General features: G+C 34.4%; 14 protein-coding genes and 1 other annotated feature. Of the genes, 1 reads left to right on the plus strand and 13 read right to left on the minus strand.

The window, feature by feature from the left end; translation table 11 throughout:
• Positions 1 to 21 precede the first annotated feature (21 nt).
• The 12 genes from rsmA to nikB all read right to left on the minus strand — a co-directional run bounded on the left by rsmA (position 22) and on the right by nikB (position 16,177).
• Positions 22 to 891 carry a 16S rRNA (adenine(1518)-N(6)/adenine(1519)-N(6))-dimethyltransferase RsmA gene (rsmA, locus tag BM153_RS09575; protein ID WP_092873143.1) on the minus strand — a complete coding sequence of 290 codons (870 nt, stop codon included), beginning with the start codon at positions 889 to 891 and terminating at the stop codon, positions 22 to 24.
• Positions 891 to 1,706, minus strand: coding sequence for a TatD family hydrolase (locus BM153_RS09580; protein ID WP_092873145.1), 816 nt, complete (start codon positions 1,704 to 1,706; stop codon positions 891 to 893). Before BM153_RS09580 ends, rsmA begins: the two co-directional genes overlap by 1 nt.
• Positions 1,700 to 3,649, minus strand: a complete 1,950-nt coding sequence (gene metG, locus BM153_RS09585) for a methionine--tRNA ligase (protein ID WP_092873147.1) — start codon at positions 3,647 to 3,649, stop codon at positions 1,700 to 1,702. The genes BM153_RS09580 and metG overlap by 7 nt, the downstream gene beginning before the upstream one ends.
• A 58-nt stretch (positions 3,650 to 3,707) precedes the next feature.
• Positions 3,708 to 3,954 (minus strand) — a binding site (T-box leader).
• A gap of 63 nt (positions 3,955 to 4,017) precedes the next feature.
• Positions 4,018 to 7,800, minus strand: a complete 3,783-nt coding sequence (locus BM153_RS09590; RefSeq protein WP_092873149.1) for a leucine-rich repeat domain-containing protein — start codon at positions 7,798 to 7,800, stop codon at positions 4,018 to 4,020.
• 187 nt (positions 7,801 to 7,987) lie between these two features.
• Complete coding sequence (locus BM153_RS09595; RefSeq protein ID WP_092873151.1) at positions 7,988 to 8,698, minus strand: hypothetical protein; 711 nt, start codon at positions 8,696 to 8,698, stop codon at positions 7,988 to 7,990.
• A gap of 338 nt (positions 8,699 to 9,036) precedes the next feature.
• The gene (locus BM153_RS09600) at positions 9,037 to 9,813 is read right to left on the minus strand and encodes a hypothetical protein (protein WP_092873153.1); all 777 of its coding nucleotides are present in this window, start codon (positions 9,811 to 9,813) and stop codon (positions 9,037 to 9,039) included.
• Between the two features lie 191 nt (positions 9,814 to 10,004).
• Positions 10,005 to 10,712 (minus strand): hypothetical protein, encoded by a 708-nt coding sequence (locus tag BM153_RS09605; protein ID WP_092873155.1) that lies wholly within the window; start codon positions 10,710 to 10,712, stop codon positions 10,005 to 10,007.
• A gap of 308 nt (positions 10,713 to 11,020) precedes the next feature.
• Positions 11,021 to 11,965 carry an ABC transporter ATP-binding protein gene (locus BM153_RS09610; protein WP_092873157.1) on the minus strand — a complete coding sequence of 315 codons (945 nt, stop codon included), beginning with the start codon at positions 11,963 to 11,965 and terminating at the stop codon, positions 11,021 to 11,023.
• Positions 11,962 to 12,759, minus strand: coding sequence for an ABC transporter ATP-binding protein (locus BM153_RS09615; RefSeq protein ID WP_092873159.1), 798 nt, complete (start codon positions 12,757 to 12,759; stop codon positions 11,962 to 11,964). Before BM153_RS09615 ends, BM153_RS09610 begins: the two co-directional genes overlap by 4 nt.
• Positions 12,759 to 14,327, minus strand: a complete 1,569-nt coding sequence (locus BM153_RS09620; protein WP_242949112.1) for an ABC transporter substrate-binding protein — start codon at positions 14,325 to 14,327, stop codon at positions 12,759 to 12,761. Before BM153_RS09620 ends, BM153_RS09615 begins: the two co-directional genes overlap by 1 nt.
• A 66-nt stretch (positions 14,328 to 14,393) precedes the next feature.
• Positions 14,394 to 15,224, minus strand: a complete 831-nt coding sequence (locus tag BM153_RS09625) for an ABC transporter permease (RefSeq protein ID WP_092873161.1) — start codon at positions 15,222 to 15,224, stop codon at positions 14,394 to 14,396.
• On the minus strand, positions 15,224 to 16,177 hold the full coding sequence (gene nikB / locus BM153_RS09630; RefSeq protein WP_092873163.1) for a nickel ABC transporter permease: 954 nt from the start codon (positions 16,175 to 16,177) through the stop codon (positions 15,224 to 15,226). Before nikB ends, BM153_RS09625 begins: the two co-directional genes overlap by 1 nt.
• A 301-nt stretch (positions 16,178 to 16,478) precedes the next feature.
• Here nikB and BM153_RS09635 point away from each other — a divergent pair, with 301 nt between their 5' ends.
• Entirely contained in the window at positions 16,479 to 17,663 is a 1,185-nt protein-coding gene (locus BM153_RS09635) for a methyltransferase domain-containing protein (RefSeq protein WP_092873165.1), read from the plus strand.
• Between the two features lie 45 nt (positions 17,664 to 17,708).
• Here BM153_RS09635 and BM153_RS09640 read toward each other — a convergent pair whose 3' ends face one another.
• Positions 17,709 to 18,092 carry a PH domain-containing protein gene (locus tag BM153_RS09640; protein WP_092873167.1) on the minus strand — a complete coding sequence of 128 codons (384 nt, stop codon included), beginning with the start codon at positions 18,090 to 18,092 and terminating at the stop codon, positions 17,709 to 17,711.
• Between the last annotated feature and the right edge of the window lie 228 nt (positions 18,093 to 18,320).

Raw genomic sequence — 18,320 nt, forward strand, 5'->3', positions numbered from 1 at the left:
TTTTCATCCAAAATGCCAATTTTACTTAATTTCTTCTACCAGATAATTTGTAAAAGTCGCAAAATCCTCTAAAGTAAAGGTTTCTCCTCGAACTGTTAGACTTTTTTCCATTTTTTCAAGGACAACTTTTACAAGTTCTTTATTTGCCGGAACTTCCGGACTGTTGTTTAGGGCATTAACCATGGTTTTTCTTCTTTGATTAAAAACTGCTCTGATAATTCTAAACATCAATTTTTCATTTTTCACTTCTACCGGTGGATTTTCGTGACGAAGAAGTTTTATTACACTTGAGCCTACTTTAGGTGCAGGTATAAAACATTTCGGACCTGCACTAGCTATTATTTCCGGTTTTGCATAATATTGCACTGCCAAAGAAAGTGCTCCGTAATCCTTGGTTCCAGGGCCTACCTGCATTCTTTCAGCCACTTCACTTTGCACCATAACGGTAATGCTTTTTAGAGGAACTCTTGCTTCAAAAAGCTTCATTATGATGGGAGTTGTAATATAATAAGGCAGATTTGCCACTACTTTTATGGGATTTCCATTATTTTCTTCTTCCACCAGTTTATTGATGTCAACTTTTAAAATATCATTATTGATTATTTCTACATTTTTATATTCTGCCAATGTTTCATCTAAAATCGGAAGTAGCGCCTTATCAAGCTCTACGGCAATTACCTTTCCTGCTGCCTCGCAAAGATACTGGGTCATGGTTCCGATTCCGGGACCGATTTCTAAAACGCAGTCATCCTTTGTAATTTCGGATTTTTCAACAATTGTCTCTAAAATATTGGCATCAATAAGAAAATTCTGGCCATAGTCTTTTCTGAAATTAAAACCATATCTTTTTATCAGCCCCAATGTTTTGGTGGGATTTGCTAAATATGCCATTATCTGTTTCCTTTCAAGTGATTAAGTTCCTTTATTATTCTGTCCTTCTTAAAAAACACCTCTCTGGCATTTTTGTTTGTTACTTCAATTACCGTTTGAGGACTTACATCTTTTATTTCGGCAATTTTTTGGACAACATATGGCAAATACAGGGAAGAATTTCTTTTTCCCCGGAATGGAACCGGTGCCATATAAGGACAATCTGTTTCCAATAGTATCTTCTCCAGAGGAATATTTTCCACTACATGACAAAGTTTTTTGGAATTTTTAAAGGTCACTGCCCCACCTACTCCGATGTGATAACCCATTTTAATATATTCAAGAGCAATTTCCAAAGAATAGGAAAAACAGTGAATTACACCCCCTAAAGAAGGATATTCCTTCATTATTGTAAGATTATCATTTGCTGCATCTCTGCTATGAACAATAACAGGAAGCTTTTCTTCTTTGGCAATATCTAACTGGGCTTTAAAATATTTGGCCTGTAAATATTTGGTTTCATCATCATTTTCGTAATGATAATCAAGCCCCACCTCACCTATTGCCACACATTTTTCGTTTTTTGCCAACTGGCGAATCCTGGTGATTTTAGCATCATCAAGATTTCTTACATCATCAGGATGAGCTCCTACTGCTGCATAAATAAAGGGATATTTATCTGCAAAATCCAGGCTTTTTTTTGATGTTTTAAGATTTGATCCCACATTAATAACATACTCAATTCCATTTAAGGGGAGGGAAGAAATCAGCTCCTCCCTGTCCCCGTCAAAAGCTTCATCATCAAAATGGGCATGGCTTTCAAATATTCCTAGCATATTTGGGCACCTGAAGGCATATCTTTGCCTACTTCCGGAACCATAAGTGCCAGCTCTCCCTTTTCATTTTCGGCACATAAAATCATTCCCTCTGATAAAACACCGGCCAATTTTGCAGGTTTAAGATTTACTAACACCATTACCTTTTTTCCTACCATTTCTTCCGGAGTATAATGGGCTCTTATTCCTGATACAATCTGTTTTGTAATGTTACCGATTTTTACCTGTGAACATAGAAGTTTTTTTGATTTTTTAACAGCCTCACAGGCTACAATCTCTCCAACTGCAAATTGCATTTTATCAAAATCATCAATGGATATCTTCTCTTTTTCAGTAATTTCAATAACAGGCTCTTCTTTTGCTGCATATTTTGCATTGATAACTTCTACTTTTTCCATTACCTCTTTTTCATCAAGACGAGCAAATAAAATTTCAGGTTTTTCAATTACCTTTGTTTTTGATGGTAAAAGTCCGAATTTTTCCAAATCATCATAATCTCTGATACATGTATTAAGCTGTTTTAAAACCTTTGTGGCGGTTTCAGGCATAAAGCTTTCAAGCAAGGTTGCACCGATTGTGATGGATTCTGCAAGATTGTATAAAACTGTGGCAAGTCTGTCTTTTTTGCTTTCGTCTTTTGCAAGAATCCAAGGTTCTGTTTCGTCTATATATTTGTTACAGCGTTTAAATAAAGCAAAAATCTCGCTAATGGAATCAGCAACTCTAAGACCATCCATTTTTTCTTCTACTTTTTTAACAAGACCTGTTGCAACATTTTTTAAATCTTCGTCAACTTCCTCTGAAACTTCTTTATTTTCAAGGATTCCGCCAAAGTATTTATTTGTCATGGCAATGGTTCTGTTTACAAGATTTCCAAGAGTATTGGCAAGGTCAGAATTTAATCTTTCTACTAGTAATTCCCAGGTGATAACTCCATCACTTTCAAATGGAATGTCATGAAGCACAAAATAACGCACTGCATCTACTCCAAACATATCCACAAGATCATCTGCATATATTACATTTCCCTTTGATTTACTCATTTTTCCATCGCCTTGTAAAAGCCACGGATGACCAAATACCTGTTTTGGAAGCGGAAGGTCTAATGCCATTAAAAATATCGGCCAGTATATTGTATGGAAACGAAGGATATCTTTTCCAATAAGGTGAAGATTTGCCGGCCACATTTTCTTAAACTGTTCACTGCTTTCTCCGTCACACTCATAACCGATACCTGTAATATAGTTTGTCAAGGCATCAAGCCATACATAAACAACATGTTTTGAATCAAAGTCAACTGGAATTCCCCATTTAAAGGAAGTTCTTGAAACACAAAGGTCTTGTAATCCCGGTTTTAAGAAGTTGTTTACCATTTCTTTTTTACGGGATTCCGGCTGAATAAATTCAGGGTTTTCCTCAATATGTTTCATAAGTCGGTCTGCATATTTACTCATTTTAAAGAAATATGCTTCTTCTTTCATTTTTTCTACCGGTCTTCCACAGTCTGGACATTTTCCGTCAACTGCCTGAGTTTCGGTAAAAAATGATTCACAAGGAGTACAATACCATCCTTCGTATTCACTTTTGTAGATGTCACCTTTTTCATAAAGCTTTTTAAAGATTTTTTGAACCTGTTTTTCATGATAGGAATCTGTTGTTCTGATGAATTTATCATAACTTGTATTCATTAAATCCCAGATTTGTTTAATCTGACCTGAAACCTCATCTACAAATTCCTTTGGTGTAATCCCCTTTTCATTTGCCTTGTTTTCTATTTTTTGCCCATGCTCATCTGTTCCGGTCTGGAAAAACACCTCGTAGCCTTGCTGACGCCTGAAACGGGCGATGCTGTCTGCCAGAACTATCTCATAGGTATTTCCAATATGTGGTTTACCGGAAGTATAGGCAATAGCTGTTGTCATATAAAATTTTCCTCTATCCATAATTAACCTCCTGAATATTTTAAATAAAAAAGCCTTCCTACTATGGCAAATGCCATAATAAGAAGGCGAATCAACGCGTTACCACTTCTTCTTCATTCATTCCTCACGAAATGAACCTCAGCGGATGTCCATTAACATCCTACGCTATAACAGGCGTTCCTGTCATGAGCTAAAAAACCTTAAAATAAAGTATTTCACCCATGCCGCTCCAAAGCCATCTTCGATATTTTTTCCGTTACCCCGTCTCAGCAAAGGGGCTCTCTGTGAACTTTTTAAATATCTACTCTCTTTTTCTTCGCGTTATGTCATATGAAATTAAAATAAACCAATTTATCAAAAGTGTCAAGTATCAGGTCATCTGCACCTTACTAGTTTACCGTAATGGTAACAGTGCATGCCTTTGTTGCTTTCTTATAATTTTTCGTTGCGGCTGCAGTTATTTTAAATTTAACTGTGTATTTACCTCGTTTTAGGCCTTTAGCAACAGTTACTTTTCCATTTTTTGCAATTTTTATCTTTGAATTTCCACTTGTTTTCTTAAAGGTCTTTTTAGCTGCGCCTTTTACTTTTGAAGTAATCCAGAATTTCTGGTCTTTATTTGAAAGACTGCTGAATTTTACCGTTTTCTTTGATAAAACATTTGTAATACTTTGTTTTGCTTTGTTAATTACAAGTTTAACAGCCTTTGAGGTTGCTGAATTACAGGAATAAGTAGCTGCAACACTTGCTTTTACATAATAGGTTCCTGCAATAACCGGTGCCTCACCATTGGTTCTTGAGCCGTTTTTTGACTTGGTAGTCAGTTTTGTACAAGCTGAATTTATATAATATTTATAAGTAATTTTTCCCCAGCTTCCGGTGACATCAGCATCGCCTATTTTTATGGCTTTTCCATTATAAGTAGCTGTTTTTGCCTTTAAGCTTATGGTTGATTTTATCTTATTAATTTTTAATGTTGCCACATTTGAAGTTGCCCCTTTATGGGTGGCATCTGCTGCAAGGCTTGCTTTTACATAATAGGTTCCACAGCTTATCGGTGGGCCTCCTGCCGATGCTGCTTTACTGTTTGAAGTTGTGGTTTTATTCTTACAATTCTTATCAATATAATAGGTATAACTTACAGTTCCCGTACTTCCGCTGACACTTGCCGGATCAATTATAATTGCGTAACCTGTATAAGTGACGCTTTTATTTTTTAAAGTAATGCTACTATCAAGTTTTTCAATAGTAAGTAAAACAGGGCTTGAAACTGCTCCATTATAGTTTGCATCTGATTTTACCGTAACTCTTACATAATATTTTCCTGCATTAACCGGAGCCTGACCTTCTGCAGCTGCTCCGCTGTTTTCACTTGTAGTTTTTGTCTTGCAGGCACTGTCAATATAATATGTATAAGTTACAGCTCCGGTGCTTCCTTCTATCTTTGCTTCACCTATAGTTATTGCCGAACCGGTATATTTAGCGGTTTTAGGTGATAGGGTAATTGTTGTGGTTAATTTACCGTTTTCAATCGTTGAATATTTATATCCGTTTTCTTTACAATAGGTCTCTGCATAAGAACCCGGATCTACTATTACGGTGGTAACTTCCTTATTTACGAAATTTTCACCTATATCTTCAAGGGCTTCCGTAACAGTAAGGGTTTCAAGATTATCACAATTACAAAAGCTTTCTGCCTCAAGTTTTGTAATATTTTCATTTAATACTACAGATTCAATTAATTTACAAGAGTCAAAGGCATCTTTTTCAATGCTCTTTGTAGAATCCGGTATGGTGTAGCTTCCATCCTTTCCTCCCGGAAATCTGATAAGTCTGCTGCCATTATAAGTAAATAATACTCCATTAACAGATTTATAATTTTTATTTCCTGAATCAACAGAATATGCGGTCACACTCTGGCATCCCTTAAATGCCTCAGTTCCAATACTTGTAAGACTTGCCGGGAGTTTAAAATAGTTAACAGTCTTATCACCTGCAAAGGCTCTGTCTCCGATTTTTTCCAGATTTGATGGGAGGTTGACGGTTTTTAGGCTTTCGCAGTTTTCAAAGGTACTTTCTCCAATTTCTTTAACCTGCTCAGGTATTCTTATGAATCCAAGTTTTTTGCAGTTTTCAAAAGTATGATTTCCAAGGCTTGTTATATTACTTTTACCATTATCTAGTAAAAAACCTGCTGTTTCAAGATTTGAACATCCATAAAATGTATAATCTTTAATTTCAGTTACATCTTTTGAAATATATATTTTTTCAAGATTTTCATCTTCATAAAATGCTTTTTCTCCCAAATAGCTTACGCCTTCCGGAATATTAATTTTATTCAGCAATGTATTTTTACTAAAGGCTTCATCTCCAATTGATGTAACCCCTTTTGGAATATGGACCTCTTTAAGATTTGCACAGTTTGAAAATGCATTATTTCCAATACTTACAACTCCATCAGGTATAATAATCTCAGAAAGAAGACTACAAGAATCAAAGGTATTGTCTTTAATTTCCTTAACACCGGTTGGAATGTTAATCTCTGTAAGGGCCTTACAATTTTGAAAAGCATTTTTTCCTATTTCACTAACTGTTGACGGAACACTCAAGGTATTAAGGGCTTCATTACCGGCAAAGGCATAATCTCCTATTTTTGTAATTCCTTCAGGGATAACTAGGTTCTTTAAAACCTTACAGTCTTTAAAGACATTTTCACTTATTTCCCCAATATTTGCAGGAATATTAGCACTAGCTAAAGATATATCTCCGGCAAAGGCACCTTCACCAAGATAGTTAAGTCCATCCGGAAGGGAAATTCTAGGAAGACTTTCACATCCTGTAAAGGCATAGGTACCTATGCTAACAACTGTTGAAGGAATACTTATTTCATTCATTTTTTTACAATTAGCAAAGGCACTGTTTCCAATATGGGTCAGAGTTTTAGATAATGATACAGTTTCAAGATTTTCACAATTTGCAAAAGCAAAATCACCGATGCTCATAACTCCAGACTCAACAATTAAATCCGTAATACCGTTACTGCCTTCAAAAGCGTAACTATCTATATAAGTAACTGTTTCCGGAATAAACAATTTTCCGTTTATGTTATTGGAACACCAGATTATTCTAGTTCTATTAATGTCATAAAGCACACCTTTTTCATAAACAAAATATTTGTTTTTTGGATCAACAGTAACTGATGTCAAGGATGTGCAAGCAGCAAATACCCCGTTTCCAATATTTTCAACAGTTTCCGGAATATTTAATGTGGTAAGACTGCTGCACCCTGAAAAGGCTCCGTCATTAATATTTGTTACTGTGGCAGGTATTTCGATGCTCTTAAGATTACTGCAATCTTTAAAAGCATTTTCATCTATTACTTTTAAATTGCCCGGTAAAGTTGCACTTTCAAGTTTTTTACAGTTTTCAAAAGCATTTTTGCCTATTTTTTCCACCGGCCCCGAAATTGAAATGTTTTTGAGGCTTTCGCAGTTTAAAAAAGCTTCATCATCGATTTTTGTTATATTTTTAGATAGACTGACTGAGCCTAAGGAAGTACAGCCCTCAAAAAGATTGGCATTTATTTCCTCTAAAGACTGAGGAAGGGTAGCCGAAGTAAGACCAGTACAATCTTTAAATGTTTTAGTATTTACAAATGTTACTCCCTCAGGAATATTTATGGTTTTCAGACTGCCACATCCTTCAAAAGCACCTTCGTAAATGCTTTCTTCATCCAAATCTTCCTCATCACTATTTCCAATACTTTGAAGTGTTTTTGGAAGATTAATTGTTTTTAAACTACTGCAACCATAAAAAGCCCCTGCCTTGATTTCCTTTACTCCTTCAGGGATGGTGACAGATGTGATATTTGTGTTTTCATAAAAGGCGTCAGTACCGATACCAACGACTTTATAGCCATTTATGGTAGATGGAATCGCTACACTACTTTTATCTCCATCATAACAGCTTATCTCAATTTCAACCTTTTCATCGGTTGTAACGTCTGTAAGAATGCTGTAAGAAAATTCTTCGTTTTCAGAATCTGAATCCTCCTGTGCCCCTCTGATTACCTGTATGCCATTTGTGTCAGTTGCTGCCAGGGAATTTAAAGGCATGGAAATATTTCCGGCCAAAAGCGATAACACCAATAATATTGCCAACTTTTTCTTCATTTGTCTACGCTCCTCTTCCTAAATTTATAATTACCTTTTTTACTATCGAAACGACGGTTTTCTCCCTATTAAAACAAAGGTTAATAACCTATATCATTTTTCGGTTATTTTCATAAAAACATTATAAAAATCAAAAGCAAATTTGAGCAAAGATGGGGGATTTCCGAAAAAAAAGAACATCTTACAATCAAGATGTCCTTTTTCTTTTATTTTTATCGTAACCATTTAAAAAATAATAAGTGGTTTTTACCCTATCCTTAAAAAGATAAATCTCATTATTTTCTTCAAAATCAATAATTGCATCTGCATGTTCTTCTAAATGAGCAGCCTTACTCCAGACCTCAATCTCCTTACAGCTAACCAGTCTTTCTATAAATCTAATGGTGCTTTTAGCTACAAAGGCTGACTTCTTAATCATTTTTCTTGTAATTTTTTCTTGAATAGACCTTTCAAGAATGTCAATAACCATGTCAGGATTAACAAATTTTTTTGATTTATTAAGAACTTTCATCGCAGTTGAATTAAGCTCATTTATAAAAGGATCCCCACCTAAAATATCAAAATAAATCCCCAGATTATAATACTCAAGAATTTCAAGTCCGGAATGCATTTTCCCTCTTTTATCAATATAAATAAGCTTTTTTATTTTACCGGCAACTGCACTATCATACATATCAAAAGATACCGTAACCAGATAATTGCCAATATCGTCATTAGAACTTAAAATTTTTTTAAGCTCATCAATACCGTGACTTTTATGTTTTGTCACGCTGTTAAACATGTGAAAATCAACATGGGGTTTCAAATCATAATACCTGGAGGCTTTTTCCCATATAGAGTCCTTGGAAAAAACCGGTTTCCATGGACTTTCAGGATCAATACCAACTTTAAGCTTCATTATGCAGTTTTTCCTTTCATATTGTGATTCCCCATATTCTTAGAATAGCTTCTCTCTAAAAAAGTGTTTCCCAATTTAATACCTGTTTTACCCTTAAAATTTCTAACTCAATAAATATTTTGTCACTTTTTCTTTTCACAGTCAAGCGTTTATTATATATTTACTAGATTTTTTCTAAATATTTTTAATTTCATTTTCTATATTTTTATATATTGAAATACAATTCCCACCCTTTAACAAAATATTGATACAAATCAAAGAATTGTCAAAAAATATAACCCATTGCAAGTTTTTACCTACAATGGGTTACTTATTTAAGATATTTTTTTACATTATCATTACCATTTGATTACATAAGATTTTACACTACTCCACTTACTATAAATATTTTTGGAGCCGGATTTCTTATAAGCCCGGACTCTTACATAATAAGTAACATTTTTCTTATTTCCAGTGCCATATCTATGATAGACATAGTTGTTTGTTATTGTTCCTTTAATCGGACTTTTAAAATTCTTATTAGTGCACACCTGTGCCTCATAACCATCAGCCTTGGAAACTTTGCCCCAGGTGATTTTAAAGTACACATAACCATCAGCTTTTGAATCGTATTTGATGCTATTTATAACAGGTTTTTTCAGACTGGTTCCCCCTGTGAAAGTACCATATACTTCAGCAAAACCTGCATATTTTGAGGTGCTGTTACAGCTCCAGGTTTTCTTACTTGAGCAAGTAATGGTATATGTTCCTGCAGATAAGGTTTTATTAGGAAAAACATCCCACCATTGGTTATAATAGCGTCCTTTTGCTTTCCAGGTTCCAATCTTTTTGCTGCCTTTTTTCAAAGTAATCTTACCTGGAGTAACTCCTCTTGCGTAATTGTAATGATACAGGGTTATGGCCTGAAGTTTAAGTTTTTTACCGGATGAAACTTTAAAGGTGGTGGACTTTGTTGGTCCATTTTGAACAGCGGCTGTATTTACATTTGTCCAGGCCTTTTTATAGTCCGAAACGCTCTTGGCCTCAGCTTTCAACGGCATCTGAATAATAAGTGCAGCCAACATTGTCATTACTGTTAACATTGCTAACAAACTATTTTTCTTTAATCTCTTCATAACTTGTACCTCCTTACATACATTAGGATATTCCCTTGGAAATTAAATTATTTCTTATATATATTATCGTACGTTTTACTATCAAAATGAATGAACCGCCTGCAAGGCCTGTTTGAGGCAGACAAAAAAGCGTTCATGAGAAATTTTTAGCAATATCCTCATGAACGCTATACAAACAAATAGTATAGTATTTAAACTCCTTTTTTCTTATTTCCTACATATCCATTCATATAGAAATAAGTATTTTTAAAAGCTCCGTTGAAAAAATATAATTCATTATTTTCTTCATCATCCAAAATGGCTTTTTTAATCCGGTCAGGGTGGGAAACCTCTCTCCAGATTTCAATTTCTTTGCAGCTGATAACCCTTTCCAAAAATTTTAAAGTAATCCTTGCCACAGCTTCTGCCTTTTCCTTCATCTTATCCTTAATCATTTTGTTTAAGCTTTCTTTAAGCTCATTCAGCTTTTTTTCGCAGTCTATGGCTGAATCTAAAGAATAAAAAACCTTTGTGGCATGCAAATCCAGCTCACGCAAAAATTTATCTCCTCCAAGAACATCATAGCAAATTCCTACAACATAATTATCCAAAAGTTCCCTTCCAAAATGCATCTTACCCCTGCTATCAATATAGACAATTTTATCAAATTTGTTTCCATCTTCATTGCTTGTCATATTAAAAGATGTGGATAAGACATAATTATGGATATCATCATTTGAATTTAAAATCCTTGCCAACTCATCAAATCCTTTACAGGTAACTTTTGTCACATCATTAAAAATATAAAATTCAAGATTTGGTTCAAGATTAATCCACTGGCTTACCTTTTCCCAAACGGTATCCTTTTGAAAAATCGGTTTCCATGGAGCATTCCTGTCAACTTCTACTTTCAACTTCATAATATAATCCTCTCAATTTTTCCTACTATCCTGTTTATATTCTTCTTTTGCCCCGGTGATTAAATAAATTTTTGTGTTTATAAATACTTTTCTTGATTGTCTAAGTATTTTGACACCTGATAGAATCTTAGTCAATAGAGTTTTTCTTATTTATGAGTTTTTTAATTTAGAGTTTTTGAGTACTTTTCTGAAAATTAAGAAAGTTTTCTCCATGGTTTTTTTAGTCATTATTTTAATAAAAATGTATACCTGTCTGCCTTCTTTTTTTACTCTTCTTTATTTGATTTTTCATAATTTTTAGCTTTTCCCTAAATAAAGCATGCAACAAAATGGCCTTTTTCAACTTCTTTAAGTTGAGGTCTTTCTTTAAAACACTGCTCTTTAGCAAAAGAACACCTTTTTGCAAAGGCACAGCCCTCTCCTATATTTAAAGGACTAGGGGGATCCCCTTCCAGAACCTTTAATTCATCCTCCTGATTGCAATAAACATCAAAAGCAGCCTCTCTAAGGGCTTTTGTATAGGGATGAAGTGGATTTTTTTCTAGCATTTGACTATTCATGTATTCCACAATTCTTCCAAGATACATAACCGCCACATTATCGCTTATACTTCCTACTACAGCCAAATCATGTCCTATAAATATACAAGATATTTTTTCTTTATGAATTAATTTATCAATAAGTTCAACTATTTTATTTTGAATTGTTACATCAAGGGCTCCGGTCGCCTCATCACAAATCAATAATTTGGGAGAAACAGATATAGCTCTAGCTATGGCAACTCTTTGAAGCTGACCTCCTGATAATTCATGGGGATATCTGTTAATAAAATCTTTTTTTAGACCTACCATTTCTAAAAGCTCTTTTGCTTGACTTATGGCATCCTTCTTTTTTATTTTGTCATAATTAAGCCGGGGTTCTGCAAGATAATTTCCTATTTTCATTCTGGGAGGAAATGAACTTATGGGATCTTGAAATACCATTTGTATATTTCTCCAAAAATCTCTTTTTTCTTTTCCTTTGAGATTTAAATATTCTATTCCTTCTAATCTTATAGTTCCCCCACTAGGTTTTAAGCTTCCCACTATCATTTTAACAAGAGTGCTTTTACCACATCCGCTTTCTCCCACTATTCCAAGGCACTGTCCTTTCTTTATAGACAGACTTATATTATCAACTGCTGTCAGTTTTTCTTTTTTTACCTTGAAATATTTAGTCAATTCCTTTATTTCTAGTAAATTTTCCTGGCTCATCTACTGTCTCCAAACCTGATAACTGAATTTAAAAGCTCTTTTGTATATTGGCTTTGGGGATGATATATCACCCTGTCTCGTTCTCCGAATTCAACCATTTCACCGTCTTTCATAACTCCGATTTTATCGGAAATATATGAAGCAATCCCCATATTGTGAGTTACCATAATTATTGCGCAATTTTTTTCTTTTCCCAATTGTTTAAGCAATTTAACAATTTGTGCCTGTATGGTAACATCCAAAGCAGATGTGGGTTCGTCAGCCAGCAAAAGTCTGGGATTTACAGAAGTTGCCATGGCTATGCCCACTCTTTGCTTCATTCCACCACTTAACTCAAACGGGTATGAAGATAGAATCCTTTTTTTATCAGGAAGTCTTACCCCATCAAGCATTTTATCTATCAACTTTTCTATCAGACTTTTTTTCATCTTTTGAGAACTTTTAAGCGCCTCTTTAAAGGAATATCCGATTTTTCTTATGGGGTCGATGCTTTCACCGGCATCCTGAAAAATCATTGTCATCTCTTTACCTCTTAAGCTGTTAAAGGCCTCTTCATTGTCCTTTGAAAGAGTTTTTCCATCAAAGATGATTTCTCCACCTGTTATCCTGCCATTTTCCGGCAAAAGTCCCATTATAGCCCGTATTAGAGTAGTTTTCCCGCTTCCGCTTTCTCCCACTATGGAAATAATCTCCCTTTCCCTAAGGGAAAGAGAGACATTTTTTACTGCATCAACGCCGTTTCCATAAGATATTGAACAATTATTTATTTTTAAAATAATGTTTTTTTCTTCCATTAATTCTCCAATGTCCATTCGTTAGTAACAAGATAGTAATCAATAGGAAATACTGTTACATTTCCAATTTTCTTTGAATTTACCAGAGTAATATTATCATTTGCATAAAGCCAGATGCATGGTGATTCATCAGCAAGTACCTGCTGAGCTTCTACAAATGCTGCAATACGCTCATCTTTATCAAAAGCCTTGTCTAGTTTTTCAAGTACTGCTTCAAACTTTTCACTCGTGTATTTTCCATAGTTGTCAGTAGAATCCGTTTTCCATCTGTTTGCAAGATATTTTTGTCCATCTCCGGCATTTACTGTCTGCCAACCTGAATCTGCTAATATGTCAAAATCTCCGTTTTTTCTGATAGTTGAGGTATCTTCCAACATTTCAATCTCCGTTTTAACGCCTATTTTTTCCCACATATCCTGTAAAGTTTCTGAAACTGCTGAGTTTGATGAGCTTGATAAGGATATTTTAAGTTCCAGATTTTCACCATTTTTATCTACATAGCCATCTGAATCTGAATCTTTATATCCGGCATTTTCAAGGCATTCCTTAGCCTTGTCCACATCATAGTTCTGACCCTTTACCTTATCAGAATCATAACCTACAGTTTCAGGAAATGCAGTTGTAAGTGGTGAAGAATAACCATTTCCGGCAACTTTTGCAACAACATCTCTGTCTATTGCATAGGAAAGAGCAAGTCTTAAGTTAACATCACCAAGAGGACTGTCTTCTTTGCAGTTAAGCCAGAAATCATTTTCTCTTGTTCCTGTAACTTTAACAATATCCACATCATCATTTCCTTCAACATTTGAAAGAGTTGTGGCTGCCGGTCCCTGGGCAAGATCAATATCTCCTGCTAAAATTGCATCAGTTTTTGTATCACTGTCAATGTTTAAAGCTGTAATTGATTTAATTTCTGCAACCTTATCCCAGTAATTTTCATTTGCTTCCAGCTCTATTTTTTCTTCGGAAACATATTCTTTTACATAATAAGGTCCTGTACAAATAGGCTTTGTGTCGTAATTTGAGGTATCAGCAGTTGTATCAACAATTACAGTCATTGGCTCAGTCATATTGTATACAAAGGCGCTAAATGGCTCTTTTGTGGTAAATATTACATTTTCACCATCTACTTTGATTGAGTCAATTTTTAAATCCTGACCTCTTGAATTGTTTTCAATACTTCTTTCGATTGAAGCCTTAACAATTTCCGGTGTAAGTTCAGTTCCGTTACTGAATTTAACACCCTTTCTAATATGAAAACTATAAGTTGTATCATCTACCTGCTCATATGAATCTGCAAGCAAAGGTTCAATTTCCATATTTTCATTTACAGTTACAAGAGTTTCTCCTACACCACATCTTGTGAGGTTCCATCCACACCAGTCTGTCGCCGGGTCCATTCCCTCAATATAAGTAAATAAAGCGATATTTACATGACTGTCTTGGGCTTCTTTGCTGACTGACACCTTATCTGAGGATTTGTCTGATTTAGAAACTTCTTTTCCACAACCTGCTAACGATGCGAATGTCATCGCAGCAATCATTAATAATACTAGTGTTTTTTTCATTTTTTTCTCCTTTAAATTAATATTATTCATATTTATTAAAGGCTTTTATAAGCCTTATTTTCTTAATTAAATAGCTGATTTTTTTGGATTTAGCACATTTTGTAATGCATCTCCCAAAAGATTAAATACTATAACATTTATCAAAATAATAATCCCCGGAAATAAAAGCATCCATGGAGCCGAATTCATATATTCTTTTCCCTCGGAAAGCATATATCCCCACTCCGGTGTAGGCGGCTGTGAACCTAAGCCCAAAAGGGAAAGACCTGCAATGGTAAGAAGCTTTGAGCCTATATCCTGAGATATGTAAACCAGTAACGGAGGTATTATTACCGGTAAAATATAACAATTTAATACTTTTATGGGATTTGCACCCCCAAGCCTTGCCTGTTCTATATAATTATTGTTTTTTATGGAAAGTACCATAGAACGGCTTAGTCTTGCATAATATGTCCACCCTGTAAGAGACATGGCAATAATTAAATTCACAAGCCCGGTTCCCATAAAACTGACTAAAGCAATAGTAAAAATCGAGCCGGGAAATGCCATTAGCATATCTGAAATACGCATCAGTATGCCATCCACAACTCCTCCGCAAAAACCGGAAACCGCCCCTATAACTATACCCGTCACTGATATAATAGCTGTAACCAGAAAGGCTATCAGTAAAGATGTCCTTCCTCCGTATAATATTCTTGAAAAAATATCCCTTCCAAGCTGGTCGGTTCCAAAAAAATATTGGGAACAGGGAGCCTTTAGTAAATTATCATAATCTGTGGCCAGGGGATTATTAGGTGCAAATTTATAGGAAAAAGTTGCAATTAAAATAAAAACAATTGCCGCAAAAACTGCCATAAAAAGAGCAATGTAATCCCTGTTTCGTTTTATCTTATCCATTAATTTCCACCCTTTCTGCCTTTTCTTCTTATTCTGGGATCAAACCACTGATAGGACAAGTCAACAAAAAGGTTCACCATTACATATATAAAGCCCATCCACAGTACATATCCTTGAATAACCTGATAGTCCCTTTTTGAAATAGCATCCACAGCAGTCTTTCCTATTCCATTGTAACTAAATACCGTTTCTACTATCATTGTTCCTCCAAGTAATCCTCCAAAGCTCATTCCAAGCATGGTAACAATGGACAACAGGGAATTTGGAAGTATATGTTTAAATATTATTGCTGATTTTTTTACCCCTCTTGACAAACAACCTATTATGTAATTTTCCCCCATTTGTTCCAACATGACTGCCCGTATTCTTCTGATGTAATATGCGCTCATTCCCAATCCCAATGTAAGAGTAGGCATAATAAGCTTTTCAAAAGAACCTGAGCCGCCAACCGGCAGTAAATGAAGCTTTACACTAAAAAGGTAAATAAGCATCATCCCCACCCAGAAACCCGGTATGGATACTCCAATAAAGGACATAAATCTTATAATATAATCTGCAATTTTATTCTTATATACTGCTGATATAATTCCCAATGGAAAGGACACTGCTATCATAAAAATAAAGGAAGTCACTGCTAAAATAACAGTATTAGGTAATTTTCTTGCAAGTACCTTAGCCACCGGCTGACCATATTGTACCGATAAGCCAAAATCTCCGTGAAAAATTCCGTTTAACCAGACCATATACTGTTCAACAAAGGGTTTATCAAGACCATACTTTTCTCTCATCCTGGACATCACTTCTTCATCATGACCGGCTCCCATGGACTCAACCAGCTGTTCAACCGGATCTGATGGTAAAATATAAGTTAGAGAAAAAGTAAGAATAGACAAGCCAAATAAAATAACGACCAATGAGGCCATTCTTGTAGAAATCTCTTTTATCTGTTCCATAATTATCCTCTTTTTTTAATTAATATTATCCCTGTAATCATTCCTGTAATTTAGTACCACGCGATACTATCTTTTTATTAGACTAGCATTAACCCTTTATTATGTCAATGCTTTTATTAAAAATATATTTATTGATTTTTTAAAATTATATGGTATTCTTAATATATATGTTTTGTTATCAGAAGAAATATATGTTTAAAACAACACTGCGCTTATGTATAAATTTATATTATTTTTTTAAATATAATATGTTAGGATTTTTAAATCCAATAGTAAATAATTAATATAGAGGGAATTTCTTATGAATAAAACTATTAAAGAATTTTGGGATTACAGGGCAAAAAGCTACGGTGTATTGCGAAGCGAGCATCTAAACAGTTCCAATTTCACCTTTTGGAAACAGGAATTAGAAAGCAATTTTCCTCCCGGAAAAAGACTAAGGGTACTTGATATTGGTACATCTACAGGATTTATGGCAATAGCTGCTGCATCATTGGGACACCATGTTTATGCCATTGATATTTCAGATAAAATGATAGAAGAAGCAAAAAAAGCTTCAAAGAATTTTTTAGAAAATGACAAACTTACCTTTATCCATTTTAAGGTTATGGATGCAGAAGCTTTAGAATATGAAGATGACTATTTTGATGCTGTCATATCCCGAAACACCACCTGGACTCTTTGTGATGTTAAAAAAACCTACGAAGAAGCCTTTAGAGTTTTAAAACCCGGTGGAGTTTTTTTAAACTATGATGCAGATTACGGAAAAATAAGCTTTTATAATAATTTTTTGGAAACTCATGATTCCAAGGATATTCAAGATAAAGAATTTGTAAAATATTGTAAACTTAGCGATGAATATAAATCACAGCTTCCCATTAGTTTTGTAAGCCGTCCCCAATGGGATGTTACTGTTTTAAGAAGTCTGGGATTTGCCCATTGTGAATATGAAACCGATATAAGCAGCAAATTCAATCCCCACGGAAATATCGGAAATAAACGAAGCGACATGTTTTTCATATATGCCGTTAAACCCATATCCAGACAATCGGATTCGGAAAATGTCTATATGAAAATCTTTATGCAACATCTTTTTTTAAAAAAAAGAGAAGAACGCTTTTATGCCAATTTCTTTGAAAAATCCAATATTCCCATGAGTCATTTTCTTGTACTTTTATTATTAATGGAACACGAAGAAGGACTAAGACCCAGTGATATTTCTGATTATCTGCTTATCCCAAGGCAAAGTATAACAAGGATTATCTCATCTTTTATTGATAATCATTATGTTAAAGCCATTAAAAATTCAAAAGATGCAAGAAGTTTTTTGGCCGTAATAACTAAAAAGGGAAAAAACTATGCAAATCATCTGTTTGAACAGGTTAGCCCTTCTCAAATAAAAGCCATTGATTATTGTGGTGTAGAAAACTGGAAAGAAGCTAATAAATTCTATAAAAATTTTCTGGATTATATTGAAAACTGTTAAACCAGGATGTAAAAAACCGGGCTTTACTAAAAAGCCCGGATTGTTTTATTCATCATCATCCCCGTCAAAATCTTCACCCATGTTTTCACGGCTAAATACTCTTTTCTTCTGGCGTTCCTCTTCAACCTTGTCTGATAAAAGCTCCATTACTTTTGAAGCATCCTTTACTTTTTCAATTTCAAAATCCCCAAGACTTTTATCAGAAGAATGAACCTCTATGGTTCCCACTCCAAAGATTCTTTGTCCCAGGGGTTTTCTGATTCCCAGGTCTAAAATTCTGTATAGTCTTACTTCATCTTCTACAATGTTTAAAAAACCTCTTTTAACAATTAGTTTATCCTCTTTTAGGGTGTATCTTGTGAAACTAATTGGTAAACCCAGGTGTCTTTTTTTATCTGTCCATAATTCGTTGTTATTTGTGTCTCCCATAACCATCCTCCTGTATTTGGTTAATTATTAAATCTGCTATGCTTAAATTATCAAAAATAATTATACACTATTTTCCCTTTTATTGTGTATTTTTATTAGATTATTATGGAATTAAATCTACTTTTCATTGCCAAAGGACTGTTTTAGTGATATTATTTATAAAGTATGTATTGACTTGGATGTACCAATTTAATTCTAATTGTTAAACGGCGAATTTCCTTGAAAGAT

It is taken from the genome of Acetitomaculum ruminis DSM 5522, assembly GCF_900112085.1.
GTDB lineage: Bacteria > Bacillota > Clostridia > Lachnospirales > Lachnospiraceae > Acetitomaculum > Acetitomaculum ruminis.

What these genes read in the sequence shown, in the direction of transcription:
- BM153_RS09625 (WP_092873161.1), bottom strand. Translation starts at nt 15,224, where the DNA reads ATGGATAAGATAAAACGAAACAGGGATTACATTGCTCTTTTTATGGCA.
- BM153_RS09620 (WP_242949112.1), bottom strand. Translation starts at nt 14,327, where the DNA reads ATGAAAAAAACACTAGTATTATTAATGATTGCTGCGATGACATTCGCA.
- BM153_RS09590 (WP_092873149.1), bottom strand. Translation starts at nt 7,800, where the DNA reads ATGAAGAAAAAGTTGGCAATATTATTGGTGTTATCGCTTTTGGCCGGA.
- rsmA (WP_092873143.1), bottom strand. Translation starts at nt 891, where the DNA reads ATGGCATATTTAGCAAATCCCACCAAAACATTGGGGCTGATAAAAAGA.
- BM153_RS09635 (WP_092873165.1), top strand. Translation starts at nt 16,479, where the DNA reads ATGAATAAAACTATTAAAGAATTTTGGGATTACAGGGCAAAAAGCTAC.
- BM153_RS09580 (WP_092873145.1), bottom strand. Translation starts at nt 1,706, where the DNA reads ATGCTAGGAATATTTGAAAGCCATGCCCATTTTGATGATGAAGCTTTT.
- nikB (WP_092873163.1), bottom strand. Translation starts at nt 16,177, where the DNA reads ATGGAACAGATAAAAGAGATTTCTACAAGAATGGCCTCATTGGTCGTT.
- BM153_RS09640 (WP_092873167.1), bottom strand. Translation starts at nt 18,092, where the DNA reads ATGGGAGACACAAATAACAACGAATTATGGACAGATAAAAAAAGACAC.
- BM153_RS09615 (WP_092873159.1), bottom strand. Translation starts at nt 12,759, where the DNA reads ATGGAAGAAAAAAACATTATTTTAAAAATAAATAATTGTTCAATATCT.
- BM153_RS09600 (WP_092873153.1), bottom strand. Translation starts at nt 9,813, where the DNA reads ATGAAGAGATTAAAGAAAAATAGTTTGTTAGCAATGTTAACAGTAATG.
- BM153_RS09595 (WP_092873151.1), bottom strand. Translation starts at nt 8,698, where the DNA reads ATGAAGCTTAAAGTTGGTATTGATCCTGAAAGTCCATGGAAACCGGTT.
- BM153_RS09605 (WP_092873155.1), bottom strand. Translation starts at nt 10,712, where the DNA reads ATGAAGTTGAAAGTAGAAGTTGACAGGAATGCTCCATGGAAACCGATT.
- BM153_RS09610 (WP_092873157.1), bottom strand. Translation starts at nt 11,965, where the DNA reads ATGAGCCAGGAAAATTTACTAGAAATAAAGGAATTGACTAAATATTTC.
- metG (WP_092873147.1), bottom strand. Translation starts at nt 3,649, where the DNA reads ATGGATAGAGGAAAATTTTATATGACAACAGCTATTGCCTATACTTCC.